Here is a 15,953-nt window from a genome sequence, read left to right as displayed (position 1 = left end):
ATTAAAGTCATTCTTTTTACTTAAATAGTTAGCTGACTAAATAAATGGAAAATAAGCTATATATGAAAAAAAATGTCAAAATTCCTGTTATCTTTTTACTTCTACTCATTTTTGGCTCATTTTTAATCTTTGTAGGTTCAAGAAATGATGCGGTATCTGTTGCCAAAAGCATTAAATCTGGCGTATTAACAGCTGACGAAATTAATATTGCCTTTCAAAATGTCGGCGGAAAAGTCACCCAGCGATTTGTGCAAGAGTCACAAATGGTAAAAAAAGGTGATCGGTTAATGCAATTAGAAGACATAGATACCAAGCTGGCTATCGATCGCTTACAAGCTTTAGTTGATAGCCAAAAAGCAGCAGTCAATCAAGAACAAGCCGCTATTGAAATTACGCAAAATGAAACTAACCTTTCAGAATTAACAAATTGGCGCAAAATTGAAGAAGTACAAGCCAATTTAGAAGCAGCAAAATCTGCTCGCAATTTAGCGACGACTGAATTTGATCGCCAAACCCAATTACGAAAAACAGGTGGCAACTCACAGTCACAACTTGATAATGCACGTAATGCATTTATTAATGCCAAAATGCAAGTTGTGCAAATTGAAAGCCAATTATCGACTTTAATGATTGGTGCAACACCAGAACAAATTAGCCAATTTGAACAAACACAAAATGCAACCGGTATGACATTAAAGTCCATCTTAATTGCACGGCAAAAGCTCCAAAATCGCCAAAATCAATTAGCACAGCTTAAGGCACAACTTGCGCAAGGTGAAGCTGAATTAAAACAGTTACAACTCAATTATGAACGACTAACGTTAACAGCACCTGAAGATGGAAAAATATTAAAACTAATGTTTGAAGATGGCGAAATGGTACCCAACGGTGCGCCAGCAGTATTGTTAGAGACTAACCGCAAATATATCGACATTTATGTGAATGAAAAAATGGTGAATGATTATCAACCTGACACAACTATCACCGCTAATGTGATTGCGCTAAATAAAGAAGTAAAAGGTAAAGTCCGCTTTGCCACCGCTGCGCCATCATTTGCCGATTTACGTATGACACGAGAACGTGGTCAAGCCGATCTAACCTCTTATCAAGTTAGAATTTACATAGAATCGATTCCAAAACTATTAACCGGAATGACACTTGAGGTGGATCAATGATGCAAAACATCATTAAATCTATGCTTGAAGAACTTGACGCCATGTTGTCAGGTCACTTTATCCCTTATTATAAAGTTTCGCTTGGCTTAGCGGCCATTGTTTCGCTGGTGTTTTCTATTGTATTAAGTCACGGAGCCGTATTTGAAGGTAAAATTGCAGTGATTGACCTTGACGGCTCAAATTATTCGACGGAATTAATTAGTAAAGTCAATACATCACCTTACATTGAAGTAACCGAGGTCATAAGATCGCCAGTAAACCCCATAACCTTAGTTTCACACGATCGTAATTTAGGTGTTTTATATATTCCTAAAGGCTTAGAAAAAAGCTTAAAAAAAGGCGAGCAAACCGTTCGCCTAGGTTATTTTGCTGATGACACCAATGATGCACAAAATGCCAAAGTACTACAAAGTCTTAATGAATATATTCCTGAATTAGGCGCCGAACTGAGTGTTGGTAAAATCGCCGCATTAGGGCTTGGTAAAGAAGGCATTGAAGCGACCTTATCACCCATGCAACTTAAAACACGCTACCTGTTTAATCCAGCGAGTTCATCGACAATTTCAACAATTATTTATTTTGTTTACTTTTTTTCATCATTAACTTACGGGTTAACCTCATTAATGATTATTGGTCGATTAAAAGTAACCGGCATGTGGCAAATGGCCATAGAAAGAGGCTTCTTATCTTTATTAGCAAGAACAATTCCTTATGCACTATTTTACACAACCGCATTAACCCTTATTACCGCTATACTGGTAATATTTGGACAACTGCGTTTTGAAGGTAACTATTTTGCTTTTGTACCAAGTGTATTTATGACAGGGCTTGCTTTTGGTTGGTTAGCCTTTTTACTTTCTTGGACAACAAATAATCCGGGCGAAGGTGCAAGCCGAATGATCTTCTTGGTTCCGCCGGGGTTTATTATGGGGGGATCAACAATGGCAGTGGGTATTATGCCAATTTGGACATACTACATTAGCCACGCATTTCCATTAGTTTGGTTATTTCGATTTTTCCGCGATTTTGCCATGCGAGGGCGTTCACTGATTGATATGTTAGCAACTTATGGGGCTTACATCATCTATTTAACGGTTATTGCTTTTGTGGTAATGATGTTTGTTGAGCGAGTCAAAAAGACAGCTAATGCATCATAATTATTGGTGGTTTTAGTTTCGAGCGTTTTAAGCATTATTAAAAATAACAATGCCTCGCTCGAAACAAAATAATCGATAAAATTATCTATATTAAAAAAAGCCTAATTTACTCATCATACTTAATTAAGCACAAAACCTATTATGTTTCTATTCTAAACGACTGTAAATTTCAACTATCTTGCTCATAAAGGGGAAAATTTGTGAGCACCATCACTTATAGCATAAAATTTCATTTCTTTTATTCTTATCAAGGATTATCTTTTTACAAAAAATAAAGAAAGCCGTTATTGGATAATCCAATTAAAACTCAAATACCGAGAATCAGTTTTTATTCTTATAAAAACATTGTGCAGACAACAATTACCATAAAAAAATTAAGCATTGCATCAATGAAATCATCATCTATATAATTCAGAGGAAAACATATGAAAAAAATAGTATTCAAAGGGATGTTAGGTTTGGCATGTATTGTATCATTTTCAACATATGCAGCAGATAACCATGATGATTACACTTTAGAGCAAGTTGTGGTTTTTAGTCGCCATGGTTTACGGGCCCCGTTAGCTAGTCCAACAAGCACTCTAGGTAAAATCACACCCTATCAATGGCCACAGTCGGATACGCCAGCCAGTTATTTAACAACGCGAGGAGGAGCGTTAGAAAGCTATTTTGGCCACTATTTTAGTCAGTGGTTAGCCGATAATAAATTATTAACTGCCGATAATTGTCCAAACGAAAAAGATGTCTATATTTATACTAATAGTCTTCAACGAACGATTGCAACAGGGCAATTTTTTATTGTTGGTGCCTACCCCGGATGTATTTTACCGATCGTTCATAAAGAAAAACTTGGTCAGATGGATCCCTTATTTTTCCCTGTAATTAGAGATGATAGTGTTGAATTTAAGCAGGCTGCTATTGCTTCAATTAACAAAAATGCGGATGTAAATGGTATTACAGGTTTAAATAAAAAACTTAACAACGCATATCAAAATATGGCTAAGATAATTGATTATCAAAAATCAACTAATTGCATCACTGACAAACAGTGCGACTTTATTGATTTACCAACAGAGTTAATAATAGAAAAAGGAAAAGAACCCGGCATTACTGGACCACTGCGTACCGGCACATCAATTGCTGACGCCTTCATTTTACAATATTATGAAGGAACACCTTTAAAAAAGATTGCTTGGGGTAAAATAAAAGATGCGCAACAGTTAAAACAACTTGTTGCTATTAAAGAGCATTATAATACCGTACTATTTGGCTCACCTACCGTGGCAAAACATGTTTCTGCAAATTTAGTGAATTATATTAATCACGCTTTTACTGACAATGGAGAGACAGCTAAATTCACTCTTTTAGTGGGGCACGATTCCAATGTTGCTTCATTATTTTCCGCTATGCAAATTCAATCCTATAACTTGCCTAATCAATTTGAAACCACACCGATCGGAGGTAAAGTCGTATTTCAAAAATGGCGCGACAATCGTAGTGGTGAGAATTTAATGAAAATAGAATACTTTTACCAATCCACTGAACAAATTCGCAATTTATCACCATTAAATCGTCATAATCCACCACAAAAAGTTACGTTAACCATGACAAACTGCCCAACTAATGTGAAGGGGTTCTGTTCTTTTTCAACGTTTAAACAGGTGATGGGAGATATCATTAAATAAACAATAAAATCATTCATGCCAAATCGCGGCAATGGTATCTTGAAAAACAATACGTTGATGAGTTAATAATCCAAGTCATGTAACGTATTGTAAGTAGCTATTTGATGTAGAATTTATTCGAAAATATCCAATACGCCATGTAAGACTAAAGGAATATCACATTTATCACCGATTTTTGCTAAACAGTTAAAATCTAGCTTTAGTTCGCCTTTATATAAACTATGAGTAAACCGATTGCCACCGCTAAAAAATCAATCTGAGTTCGTTAAATATAAATCATAATTGATAAGTAAACGCCGAGTTGTTTACACTTCATGATGAAAGAAATCCTCAAAAATGATACGGCGTTTTGTCAAAACTCGCTTAAACTTTTAGTTTTTTATCTTTTGAATCGCTCATTATTTGCCGATTGTGCGACCTCTCCATTAACGAACGTATTACGCTTTCGATGTATCCATTCGTTTAAGGGCTGACAGGTTTTGTCAATGCTTGCTTGATTGATACGATAGCTATCACTCATTTTAATAAATCAGATCCAAAGAATCCTCAATTTATCACGAAACGGTATAGGATCCTGAATATTTTTTACAAAAATAGCGCCTAAAAGTGAACATCAAAATCGCTATTAAAGTCGCTATCTCTTGCGACTTTAATAGCCGTTTGTTGGCAAGCAGATTTTGTGAATGTTTGATTGATACGATGACTATCACATATTTTAATAAATGGGAGACAGAGAAGTCTAAATTCATCACGAAACGGTATAGAATCCTGAATATTTTTTACAAAAAATAGAGTCTAAAAAGCAAACAGACAGGTAAATGCCCGATAGTGTGCACACAACTCATCTAGAAAATGACGCTATCTGTTTCCATGTTTTATATTCAATAAGGGCAGGTTATTTAATGTTTAATGAGGACTTTTGGTGCAATAAATGGCAGGGAAACTAATCATAAAGCGGTTAGCCAAATCGGTGACGGTGGTTTTTCTTTATGATATAGGCGTCGTATCACCTGTTTGGGATACTGGGTTATGTCTATCATTACAATCTTTTTTTAAATTACGGTAAACAACGCGAGTCATTCCTACAAATAATTAACTTGCTGTCACTTAACGCATTTTAACCAGCAGTGATCAACTGCTGGTAATGAATTGATTAACGTTCCAGCTAACTCAAAACAACGCCTTAATCTTTCATATTATAATTTACCTGCACTACCGCAAATGCGAATTTTATCTTCAACAATTTTTTTCATGGCGGCTTTTGCTGGCTGCATATAGTGCCTAGGATCGTTGGCGTCAGGATGGAGTTTAAAATCTTGTTTTAAAGCATCTGAAAAAGCAATTTTTAATTCGGTTGCCACATTCACTTTACAAATGCCCAAACGAATTGATTGCTTAACCATTTGTTCGGGAATACCCGATGCGCCATGTAAGACTAACGGAATATCAACTTTATTGCGGATTTTTGCTAAACGATCAAAATCCAGTTTTGGCTCACCTTTATATAGGCCATGTGCTGAACCGATTGCCACCGCTAAAGAGTCAATCCGAGTTCGTTCAACATATTCTTTAGCTGCATCGGGATCGGTAAAAGCGCTGTCTTTATCATCGACAATAAGATCATCTTCTTGCCCACCTAAGCGACCTAGTTCTGCTTCAACACTAGCATTATATTTATGACTAAAAGCAACCATTTTGCTAACTATATCGATGTTTTCTTCAAAGGGATAATGCGAAGCATCAATCATAATCGAGCGAATTCCTGCCTCTATTTTTGTTTGAATATCACTGATATTTTCATGATGATCCAAATGTAACGCAAAAGGAAAATGGTGAATGCTTGCTGCTGTTTTACAAATACTGATTAAATACTGTATTCCTGCGTAACTATAAGTTGCTGGTGTTGCTGCAAGTATCACGGGGGATTGCATCTGTTTAGCAGTATCAATAACAACTTGGATAGTTTCAAGGTTGTGTATATTAAATGCAGGCACGGCATAACATTCACGTTGAGCTTTTTTTAACATCTCTTGGCTAGAAATAAGATACATAATTTAATCCTCATTAATCTGTTATTTTGCAATGATTTTTGTCACTTTAACGTGTTGATAATACTTGTCATAATTATCCATATTGACAAAACCGGTTTGCGATTCCATTGCATTTAGCATTCCCATGGTCATCGCACGTTTAAGCATTACCTCTATAGCTTCATTTTCATGAATGCTAACAGCAAGCCCAGCTAACGTAACATCACCCGATCCAACAGGATTAACCACGTTAATTTTAGGAATTGATACTTGGTAATAGTTGTGATGACAACGAGCAAAAGCGCCATTTTTACCTAATGAGATGATGATAAAAGCAATATCATTCAGTAAAGGATGATTGACGGCTTTAACTAATGAAGCTACATCATTTGGATCGATATCCATTTGAATAATCTGCTGTAGTTCATCTTTATTGGGTTTGATTAAAAAAGGTTTATTTTTAGACACGAGTGTTTCTAATAACATTTTACCCGATGAGTCTAGCAATACTGGGATCTGATACTTATTTGCCTTTTCAATTAATTGAGTATAAAAATCAACTGGAAATCCTTGTGGCAATGACCCTGAAATAGCAATAACCTGCGCTTGGCTAAGCAAATTCTGGTAGTGTTCCAGAAAAACATTAACATCATGATTATCTAATACAGGCCCTGACTCGAGGATTTCAGTTTGGTTTCCCTCATGTAAAATGGCAATACAGTTTCTTGATTCATGTTGGGTGATATAAAAGTTGTAATTAATATTATCGTTATCTAATTGTTTTTGAATATACTCGCCCGTTGTTCCACCAATAATGCCTGATGCAAGAACGGGAATACCTGAATATTTAATGCCTCGAGTTACATTAAGCCCTTTACCTCCGGCAGTTTTTTTTACCTTTGAGACTCGATTAATATCATTAATAACCAATTTATTTAATGGATACGATATATCCACCGAAGGGTTCATCGTAATTGTTAATATCATATTCTCACCTACGCATTAATATCGTTGGGAGAAATAACAGGTTTAAATGATCAATATCATTAAATAGACTTTAATTAGGAACAAGCGCTTTTATCATTCACGGTATCCAACCTAAACAAGCAATGGTTCTTAATATTTATCACTGGTTAAAGATATTTTAAAAAAGGCACACCATTGTAAGCGCAAATATTAAACGGCTATTAGACTAATACCTTTCGCCACAAATTCTTGTTTACAGCTACTGTCAACATCAGTATCGGTAATAATGGTATCTAGTTGGCTAAGTGGTAACACAACATTAATCCCATTACGCCCAAATTTTGATGAATCGAGCACGGCAATCACATTTTTGGCGACATTAGCCATAACACTGCTGATAGTGTAACCTTCGTTAAACGTTGTTATTCCTCTCTTTGCATCAATTCCATCTGCACCAACAAACAAAATATCAGCAGAGATGCCAGTTAACGATTGCTCAGCAATTTTTCCATGAAAAGAACGGGTTTTATGTCTAAGTGTACCACCACACATAAATAGCATAATGTCACTATTGTCTGATAATATAAATGCAGAAGTAAGACTATTGGTAATTACGGTAATATGCTTCAATTTTACAAGCTCTTCAGCTATCAACATGGTGGTACTACCACTATCTAAAATAATAGTGTCATCTTCTTTAACATGTTTAACCGCTTCAATTGCAATACGTTTTTTAGCTTCTATAAATCGCTGATAACGTTCTTCTAATTGCAGCTCTTTAAATGATTTTAAGTCACCGTTATTCATGATTTTGGTTGCTCCGCCATGAAATCGTGTTAGCACTCCTTGTTTTTCTAGCAATCTCAGATCGGTTCTGGTTGTGACCTCCGAAACATTAAACTGTTCCGACAAATCAGAAACTAATACCGTCCCTTTCATATTAAGAAGTTCTACTATCTGTTGGCGTCTTTCACTTGCATTCATACTATTTCCTTTTTCGAAAATTTTTTAGCAGTGTATAACAAACAGAATCAAAAGATAAGGTTTCATTTTCAATGGCTGACTTAAATCAAAATAATTACATGCAATTTAATAAAATTTTGCCATTCATAGGGCGACCATTTAAGGCTGTAACTTGTTTAATAAATGAATCAAAGTCACCCATGCCAGCAATCAGTTCATCAAGTTTTATTTTTCCATCCATAAAATACTGACTTACTAGTTGCCACTCTTTACCTGGCCATGGCGCTGAATAGTTCATCCAACTGCCTAAAATTTGTAACTCTTTTCGTAAAATCAGTCCGAATGTTTTTTCTGGAAGTGTAATATCATGATGAAGTGTCCCAACCAAAGCTATCTTCGCTCTAGGGCCTGCAATTTCAATGGCTAAGTTGACTGTAACAGGTGAACCCGCGGTTTCTAATACAATTTGATCAAAGCGAGATGAAGATAAAGCGTGGTAGATCGCTTCGGTGCTAAGGTCTTGAGAATGATATACCGCATCAGCGCCTAATTGTTTGGCTAGATCGAGGCGCTGCCGGTTAATATCAAGCACCGCAACTGATTTGGCTCCCATTGCCTTGGCGCATTGCATTGCAAGTAATCCAATTGTACCCCCACCAACGATGACAACATTTTTACCCTCACATCCATCCGCCAATAGCAATGCATGCATCCCAACGGTCATTGGTTCAAAAAAGGCGCCCTCAAGTGGACTGATACCTTTAGGTAATTTAAATGCATTTTTCTTATCTAATACGATATACTCCGCAAAGCCACCGACTATTCTTGAACCAACAAAAGTGTAATTTTTACAGAGTGAATAGTAATGCTTTTGACATTCATCACATTTGAAGCATGGCAATAATGGTACGCAAGAGATTAAATCACCATGCTCAAACTCTGTCACGCTATATCCTCTATCCACAACAGTACCACTAAATTCATGGCCAAGTGTAATGGGGTAAAAATGAGCACCATGGTGAAATATACGCGGAATATCAGAACCACATAATCCACAATAAGCGACTTTTACTAAAATTTGGTCTGGAGATGTTATTTTGGGCATTTCTATATTCTGTATAGATAAAGCTCCCCCTTCATTGACAACAACCGCTTTCATGTTATTTTCCTTTATTGGTAAACAAATTACGTTGATGTATTGCTTTCACTAGTGACTGAGTGAAAGCACTCTGATTGATTTTGGTGGTGATTGATTATTTTGGGATTATTTTTTTACTCCATCATCTTGAGTTAACTGCAGATCTTTCGTAAATAATTGGTATTTCTGAGCACGTTTCCAGGTCAAAAATAAGCAGAAAAGATAAAACAATCCAATAAAGGCAAAGCCAATAGGTTGTTCTAAGTTGACCAACTGAACCATAAGATAAGTAATGGGTGACCCACCTTGATCCATTGCCCCAACTGAAACACCATTACTTGCAGTCATCGTGCCTGCATTAATGGCTAGTTTTGTTGTCAATGGAATCATTTGGGTGGCAATCCAAAGTGTAATGGCGATAATGATAGAGCCTGAAACAATGATTCTAAACAGATTCCCTTGATGCACCGCAACTCCCATTGCGATAAAAAAGCCAATAGTTGCCAGATCACCAAAAGGTAAAACTTCATTACCAGGTAGGATGATGGCGATAAAAATACTTAATGGAATAAAAATTAAACTCGCCGATACCACCGTTGAATGCCCTAACAACAATGCGGGATCTAAACCAATAAGAAAATCTTGCCCACCAAATTTGGATTGCAAGTGTTTACGCGCTTGCTTAGATATCGGTGTTAATCCATCCATAATAGGCTTAATCACGCGTGGCATTAATAACATTACCGCTGCAGTTTGAATCGCTAGTTGTAGCGTTTCTTTCACACCATATCCAGCTAATAAACCTAATATGATGCCCATGAATAAGCCAACAGTCACAGGCTCACCAAACGCACCAAACCGTTTTTGCATATCAACAGCATTAAAATTAATCTTATTAATGCCCGGCGTTTTTTCAATAACAGCATCAACAAAAACAGCAATTGGACCACAATATGCAGACGTACCATGAGGAACCGCAATACCGTCAAGCTCAAAAAAATCTTTGGTATCTTTGGCAAACCAATCACCGAGTTTATAAGCAATAATGGCATGAACAATAACCCCTGCAATACCAAGCCAGTAAGAGCCGGTTGCAATATAAACAAGCGCACCGGTAAAGGTCATGTGCCATATATTCCAAATGTCCACATTAACCACTCGAGTTAACCTTAAAACTAACATAACAATATTCACACCAATTGCGATAGGAATAGCAACTAAAGCAATTTGTGATGCCCAAGTCATTGGTGCAGCCCCTGGCCAACCAACATCAATAACATTTAGGCTAATATCAAATCGTTCTGCCATCGCTTGAGCTGCCGGCCCAACCGAACTGGTTAGCAAACCAACAACCAGACCGATACCAACAAACCCTATTCCTATATGAATCCCCGCTTTTAGTGCATCACCCACTTTCATTCTTAGCACTAACGAAAATAGGATAATCACAATGGGTAACATCACCGATGGACCAAGATCCAAAATGTACTGCATAATTTCAGTAAACATAGATTTATCCTTTTAAAATAGATAAAATTTTTTCTTTCAACTGGTCGATACCCACACCAGATACAAAAGGCATGCCATGAACAATTGGAATATCGCCAAAACTTTGATCCATTCTGGCTGTAGTACAAATCAAATCAACATCATCAATAAAAGTATTGATTTCATTGATACGACATTGAACCAGGTCAAGTTGAATATTATTTTCGCTACACAACTCTTTTATCTCTTCTGCAGCTAAAGTTGATGTTGCAACCGCACCGCCACAAGCAACAATAATCTTTTTTTTCATAGTGCCTCCTGAAACTTATTGGTTAAATATCTCGTTATTAAAATGCACCGCTATTTCATCCTGCGGGGCATTTAATAAAAACTGATAGAATTCTTCATTTTGTAGATTTGAAAAAAGTGCTTTTAATAGTTCAATTTGATCTTCTGGGGCAGTCACAACAAGTGAAATAATCAATGAAACATCAACGGTGCTGTCATCATCGGCTCGATGAAAAGCAACCGGTGTTTGAGTGCGAACAATAAAAATTGCTGGTGTATTAGCATGCGTTGCTTCACAATGAGGAATGGCCACCGCATATCCATCAAAAGCAATACCTGTTGGAAATAATGCCTCTCTGTCAATTAAAGCCTGCAAATGGCTTTCTTTAACAATCCCTTTTTGTTGTAATTGTTCACTAACATAAGTTAATGCCTCTAACTCATTGTCAAATTTAAGATTGTCTTCGAAAAGAAGTTGACATTTGTTCATCGCTGTTCTCCACTATTATTCTTATGTAAGTTTTTAAATTATAAATTTCGAAAACAAAAACAATATCGAAAGATTATTTTCTTTCGAATTAAAAAGCAAATAGGATTTTATTTTTTTGTGATCGAAATCTATTTTTCACTGTAAAGAGCCAAAAACAGATAACAAATTATCTATTTAAGGATTAAAAATAAAATCTGATCCAGATCACAAAAAAAATTTTTTTAGATTGCAAATAGAGATTAACATGTCAAAATGTTACCCGTAACAAACGGGATGTGCTAAGGATCAACAGTGACTAAAAAAAATAAACAAGTTTTTGTATTAATGGGTGTATCAGGTTGTGGTAAATCAGCAGTTGCTAAACAAGTGGCTTATGATCTCGATGCTGCTTTCTTAGATGGTGATTTTTTACATCCAAAGGCCAATATTTTAAAAATGCGCAGCGGTATCCCCTTAAACGATGAAGATCGAATGCCTTGGCTTAGCTTAATCAGTAATGCTGCTTTTGCTATGAGTAATGTTAACGATGTTTCAATTATTATCTGCTCGGCATTAAAGCGAAAATATCGAGATATTATTCGTGGTGAAAATGAAAACGTACATTTTATTTATTTAAAAGGAAATTACGATATCATTGCCGAACGTTTAGCAAAACGTAAAGGACACTACCAAAAAACCGGTATGCTTCAATCACAATTTGATACCCTTGAAGAACCCAATGCCGATGAGAAAGATGTTTACAACATCAATATCGAACAACCATTAAAAGCGGTTGTACACGATACAGAACAAGTAATACGCACAATATGTCATTGTTAAAAAATATAAAAAATAGAAGCGAAATAACAAGAGGTTAATGTGAATCCGACTATTCAAGCTGTAACTCAACGTATTATTGAGCGTTCTAAGGTTTCTCGTACTGCTTATTTACAAAAAATAGAACACGCTATGAGTAAACAAGTAACGCGATCTAGTTTACCATGTAGTAATTTAGCGCATGGTTTTGCTGCTTGTTGTATTGATGACAAAAAAGATCTAAAAAATATATTAAAAAGCAACATTGGTATTATTAGTTCTTACAATGACATGCTTTCAGCACACAAACCTTACGAGTTTTACCCAGAGCAAATTCGCAAAGTATTGCACAAAGTTGGCGCCGTTGGGCAAATGGCGGGAGGGGTACCTGCCATGTGCGATGGTGTGACACAAGGCGAGCCTGGGATGGAACTGTCACTAATGAGCCGCGATGTAATTGCGATGTCAGTTGCCGTTGGACTTTCACATAATATGTTTGATGGTGCACTCTATCTTGGTATATGCGATAAAATCGTACCCGGATTATTTATTGGTGCATTAACATTTGGTCACTTACCTGCTATTTTTGTGCCAGCAGGCCCGATGCCATCGGGGTTATCCAATAAAGAAAAAGTACGTATCCGCCAACTTTACTCTGAAGGTAAAGCTTCGCGAGAAGATTTACTAGAGTCAGAATCAGCCTCTTACCACACCAGCGGGACGTGTACTTTTTATGGTACAGCCAATAGTAACCAGATGGTGATTGAATTAATGGGGTTACATTTGCCTGGTGCGGCTTTTGTTCATCCTGAAACCGCATTACGTTTTGAATTAACTAATGCTGCTGCTAAACAGATTACTCGCCTGACCAACCAATCAGGAAATTATATGCCTGTTGGTAAAATGGTCGACGAAAAAGTCATTGTCAACGGTTTAGTTGCACTGCTTGCAACAGGTGGTTCAACAAATTTAACCATGCATATTGTTGCTATGGCGAAAGCTGCCGGCATTATTATCAATTGGGATGATATTTCAGACTTATCAACCGTTGTGCCTTTACTTTGTCGAATATATCCAAATGGGCCTGCTGATATTAACTACTTCCAAGCCGCTGGTGGTACATCTTTATTGGTTCGAGAATTATTAGCCGGCGGTTTATTACATGAAGATGTTGAAACTGTGGTTGGACGTGGGCTTAGCCGTTATACTCAAGAGCCTATTTTAGAAAATGGCAAACTCTCTTTCCGCGAAGGTCCAACAAAATCATTAGATGAGAGCGTCATTGCCTCAATCAAAAAACCGTTTAATTCACATGGTGGATTAAAAGTGATGTCAGGCAACCTTGGCCGTGCTATTATGAAAACCTCTGCGGTAGCACCTGAACATCAAATTATTGAGGCGCCAGCAGTGATCTTTAATAGCCAATATGATTTAGAAGCCGAATATAAAGCAGGTAAATTAGACAAAGACTGTGTGGTTGTTGTGCGTTATCAAGGACCAAAAGCAATTGGTATGCCAGAGTTACATAAACTAATAACGCCGCTGGGTGTACTACAAGATAAAGGCTATAAAGTTGCCTTGTTAACTGACGGTCGATTATCGGGAGCATCAGGTAAAGTCCCAGCAGCGATTCATATTACCCCTGAAGCTTATGATGGTGGTTTATTAAGTAAAGTCCAAAAAGGTGATATGATTCGAGTTAATGGTCAAACTGGCGAAATAACATTATTAGTTGAGGAAACAGAGCTGGCTCAACGTCAACCTTATCCTTTCGACTTGTCCGATTCGCATCTTGGCTATGGGCGTGAACTGTTCACCGTTATTCGTAAAAATTTAACTTCCGCAGAAGAAGGGGCTGTTAGCTTCTAATTCTGTTCTTCTGCCGCCTATGCGGCAGAAGCTTTTTAAAAAATACATTCTTGTTATAAAAATATTTACCAATTCTTCTATGTTATCAATGCGAACATGTGACTCGATTATTTTTTAATAAAATTATCGACCAATAAATTTACTACATCGCCTACCTTTCCATTTAATGACGCTTTGACTCCATAAAGTGCCATCCCCATGACTTGTGAAGCATGAATCTCAGGTGGCATCACTAGCTCATTCGCACTTGTTTTAACATCTAATAACGCAGCGCCAGGGTGAGCTAAAAATGATTGCATCGCCGATTCAAGCATCTGTGAATCATCAACACTTATAGAAAACAGGCCCATTGCTTGTGCAACTTTTGCAAAATTAGGATTTTGTAAATTGGTATAGTGATCCACTAATCCCTCGACTTTTTGCTCTAATTCAACAAAGTTAAGCGAACTATTATTCAGTACAATGATTTTTATTGGTAAATTTTCTTGGATTGTGGTTAATAAATCCCCCATTAACATACTTAGACCACCATCACCGGATAAAGTAATAACTTGACGATTAGGGAAGGCCTTTTGCACCCCTAACGCTTGAGGCATTGCATTTGCCATAGTGCCATGTTTTAAACTAATTATTGTTCGCCTTTTTCCATTGGTATTAAAGTGTCTACATGCCCAAACCATAGCTGAACCAACATCGGCACAGAGCACGGCATCTTCTGTTGCATATTGGTCAACAAGTTCAGTTAAATATTGGGGATGAATAGTCGAGTGAGAAGAGACCGTTTTTTTATTCAATTTACGCATTGCTTTAGCATATAAATTTTGGCACATCTCTAAAAAAGTAGCATCTTGCTTATCATCGACTAACGCCAAGAGTGCCGCTATAGTCGGCTTACTACTGCCAACCACGCCTATTTCTACTGGGTGTCGTCGACCAAGATGTGTTGCATCAATATCAACTTGGATAATTTTAGCGTTATTAGGATAAAATTGTGACCATGCAAAATCAGCCCCTAACACTAAAAGCACATCACACTCTTTTATTGCTGTTGTTCCTGACTCCATGCCAAACATCCCCGTCATACCAACATTATAAGGATTATCATATTCAACAAAATCCTTTGCTCTAGAAGTATGTACAATCGGTGATTTTAATTTATTTGCTAAGGCAATAAGTTCATCATGAGCCTCCATGACACCTTGTCCGGCAAAAATAGTCACTTTATTACTCTCGTTTAGAAGGCTGGCAATTTCGGCAAGTTCTTTATCTGATGGGCGAATAACAGGATGAGGATGATAAATTTTATGACCACTATTATCTTCAACTTTCTCTAAACTTATATTATAGGGTATCACTAAAACAGCAACACCTCGTTGATTAATTGCAGCTTGAATAGCAGCAGTAGTAATCTCTCTTACCTGAGTTGGATCATTGATTTGCCGACAAAATACAGAACAATTTTTATATAGCGTCTCAAAATCAACGTCTTGTGGAAAGTCAGTACCTTGTTGTGAAGTACTGAGCTGACTTGCTAACAAAATAACAGGAACACGATTACGTTGTGCTTCATAAATACCATTAATAAAATGTAAACTTCCTGGTCCACAAGATCCAGCACAAGCCGTAATTTGGTCTGTTAAATAAGCTTCTGCCGCTGCTGCAAAAGCCCCCACTTCTTCATGACGAACATGAACCCACTCAATATCACTTTTTTTAATAGCTGATGAAATCTGATTTAACGTATCTCCCACAATACCATAGCAATGCTTAACCCCAACCTCAGCTAAAATATCAACGATAATTTGTGCAACTGTTTTTTTTGATGACATATAATCTCCTAAAAGGTCTTTGAATGTATTCACCTATTTGCATAAATTACACCCACATTTTAATAACGCGAATAGGATTT

Annotated in this window: 13 protein-coding genes and 1 pseudogene; 5 read left to right on the top strand and 9 right to left on the bottom strand. The window is 36.8% G+C overall.

Annotated elements, in window-relative coordinates:
* The first annotated feature begins 62 nt into the window (after positions 1-62).
* The 3 genes from BQ5209_RS03545 (at position 63) to agp (ending at position 4,017) form a co-directional block, all read left to right on the top strand.
* Positions 63-1,175, top strand: coding sequence for an HlyD family secretion protein (locus tag BQ5209_RS03545; RefSeq protein ID WP_085247172.1), 1,113 nt, complete (start codon positions 63-65; stop codon positions 1,173-1,175).
* Positions 1,172-2,332 (top strand): ABC transporter permease, encoded by a 1,161-nt coding sequence (locus tag BQ5209_RS03540; protein WP_208609941.1) that lies wholly within the window; start codon positions 1,172-1,174, stop codon positions 2,330-2,332. Before BQ5209_RS03545 ends, BQ5209_RS03540 begins: the two co-directional genes overlap by 4 nt.
* Before the next feature lie 425 nt (positions 2,333-2,757).
* A complete protein-coding gene (gene agp / locus BQ5209_RS03535; RefSeq protein ID WP_085247171.1) occupies positions 2,758-4,017 on the top strand; it encodes a bifunctional glucose-1-phosphatase/inositol phosphatase in 1,260 nt (419 codons plus the stop codon).
* Positions 4,018-4,139: 122 nt separating this feature from the next.
* On the opposite strand, the pseudogene BQ5209_RS10990 reads toward agp, so the two are convergent.
* From BQ5209_RS10990 to gatA, 8 genes and pseudogenes are all read right to left on the bottom strand, one after another.
* Positions 4,140-4,282, bottom strand: a pseudogene (locus BQ5209_RS10990) (class II fructose-bisphosphate aldolase); the annotation flags it as partial.
* A 931-nt stretch (positions 4,283-5,213) separates the two neighbouring features.
* Entirely contained in the window at positions 5,214-6,068 is an 855-nt protein-coding gene (locus BQ5209_RS03530; RefSeq protein WP_085247170.1) for a tagatose bisphosphate family class II aldolase, read from the bottom strand.
* Positions 6,069-6,089: 21 nt separating this feature from the next.
* Positions 6,090-7,034 carry a hexose kinase gene (locus tag BQ5209_RS03525; RefSeq protein ID WP_085247169.1) on the bottom strand — a complete coding sequence of 315 codons (945 nt, stop codon included), beginning with the start codon at positions 7,032-7,034 and terminating at the stop codon, positions 6,090-6,092.
* A 189-nt stretch (positions 7,035-7,223) separates the two neighbouring features.
* A complete protein-coding gene (locus BQ5209_RS03520) occupies positions 7,224-7,997 on the bottom strand; it encodes a DeoR/GlpR family DNA-binding transcription regulator (protein WP_085247168.1) in 774 nt (257 codons plus the stop codon).
* Positions 7,998-8,091: 94 nt separating this feature from the next.
* Positions 8,092-9,135, bottom strand: coding sequence for an alcohol dehydrogenase catalytic domain-containing protein (locus tag BQ5209_RS03515; protein WP_085247167.1), 1,044 nt, complete (start codon positions 9,133-9,135; stop codon positions 8,092-8,094).
* Positions 9,136-9,240: 105 nt separating this feature from the next.
* Positions 9,241-10,623: a PTS galactitol transporter subunit IIC gene (locus BQ5209_RS03510; RefSeq protein WP_085247166.1), complete on the bottom strand. Its 1,383-nt coding sequence runs from the start codon at positions 10,621-10,623 to the stop codon at positions 9,241-9,243.
* A gap of 4 nt (positions 10,624-10,627) precedes the next feature.
* The gene (gene gatB, locus BQ5209_RS03505) at positions 10,628-10,912 is read right to left on the bottom strand and encodes a PTS galactitol transporter subunit IIB (protein WP_085247165.1); all 285 of its coding nucleotides are present in this window, start codon (positions 10,910-10,912) and stop codon (positions 10,628-10,630) included.
* Positions 10,913-10,927: 15 nt separating this feature from the next.
* Positions 10,928-11,380, bottom strand: a complete 453-nt coding sequence (gene gatA / locus BQ5209_RS03500; RefSeq protein WP_085247164.1) for a PTS galactitol transporter subunit IIA — start codon at positions 11,378-11,380, stop codon at positions 10,928-10,930.
* A 324-nt stretch (positions 11,381-11,704) separates the two neighbouring features.
* On the opposite strand from gatA, the gene BQ5209_RS03495 reads away from it, so the two are divergent.
* Both BQ5209_RS03495 and edd read left to right on the top strand, forming a co-directional pair.
* The gene (locus tag BQ5209_RS03495; protein ID WP_085247252.1) at positions 11,705-12,199 is read left to right on the top strand and encodes a gluconokinase, GntK/IdnK-type; all 495 of its coding nucleotides are present in this window, start codon (positions 11,705-11,707) and stop codon (positions 12,197-12,199) included.
* Between the two features lie 39 nt (positions 12,200-12,238).
* Entirely contained in the window at positions 12,239-14,044 is a 1,806-nt protein-coding gene (edd, locus tag BQ5209_RS03490; protein ID WP_085247163.1) for a phosphogluconate dehydratase, read from the top strand.
* Between the two features lie 107 nt (positions 14,045-14,151).
* Here edd and BQ5209_RS03485 read toward each other — a convergent pair whose 3' ends face one another.
* A complete protein-coding gene (locus BQ5209_RS03485) occupies positions 14,152-15,873 on the bottom strand; it encodes a thiamine pyrophosphate-dependent enzyme (RefSeq protein WP_085247162.1) in 1,722 nt (573 codons plus the stop codon).
* Positions 15,874-15,953: the final 80 nt, after the last annotated feature.

Source organism: Gilliamella mensalis, assembly GCF_900103085.1.
Taxonomy (GTDB): domain Bacteria; phylum Pseudomonadota; class Gammaproteobacteria; order Enterobacterales; family Orbaceae; genus Gilliamella; species Gilliamella mensalis.
This window is presented reverse-complemented; position numbering and strand designations above follow the sequence as displayed.

Excerpts from the sequence above, each read along its gene's own strand:
- agp (WP_085247171.1), top strand. The coding sequence starts at position 2,758 with ATGAAAAAAATAGTATTCAAAGGGATGTTAGGTTTGGCATGTATTGTA.
- gatA (WP_085247164.1), bottom strand. The coding sequence starts at position 11,380 with ATGAACAAATGTCAACTTCTTTTCGAAGACAATCTTAAATTTGACAAT.
- BQ5209_RS03525 (WP_085247169.1), bottom strand. The coding sequence starts at position 7,034 with ATGATATTAACAATTACGATGAACCCTTCGGTGGATATATCGTATCCA.
- BQ5209_RS03485 (WP_085247162.1), bottom strand. The coding sequence starts at position 15,873 with ATGTCATCAAAAAAAACAGTTGCACAAATTATCGTTGATATTTTAGCT.
- BQ5209_RS03530 (WP_085247170.1), bottom strand. The coding sequence starts at position 6,068 with ATGTATCTTATTTCTAGCCAAGAGATGTTAAAAAAAGCTCAACGTGAA.
- BQ5209_RS03520 (WP_085247168.1), bottom strand. The coding sequence starts at position 7,997 with ATGAATGCAAGTGAAAGACGCCAACAGATAGTAGAACTTCTTAATATG.
- BQ5209_RS03515 (WP_085247167.1), bottom strand. The coding sequence starts at position 9,135 with ATGAAAGCGGTTGTTGTCAATGAAGGGGGAGCTTTATCTATACAGAAT.
- BQ5209_RS03510 (WP_085247166.1), bottom strand. The coding sequence starts at position 10,623 with ATGTTTACTGAAATTATGCAGTACATTTTGGATCTTGGTCCATCGGTG.
- BQ5209_RS03540 (WP_208609941.1), top strand. The coding sequence starts at position 1,172 with ATGATGCAAAACATCATTAAATCTATGCTTGAAGAACTTGACGCCATG.
- gatB (WP_085247165.1), bottom strand. The coding sequence starts at position 10,912 with ATGAAAAAAAAGATTATTGTTGCTTGTGGCGGTGCGGTTGCAACATCA.
- BQ5209_RS03495 (WP_085247252.1), top strand. The coding sequence starts at position 11,705 with ATGGGTGTATCAGGTTGTGGTAAATCAGCAGTTGCTAAACAAGTGGCT.
- BQ5209_RS03545 (WP_085247172.1), top strand. The coding sequence starts at position 63 with ATGAAAAAAAATGTCAAAATTCCTGTTATCTTTTTACTTCTACTCATT.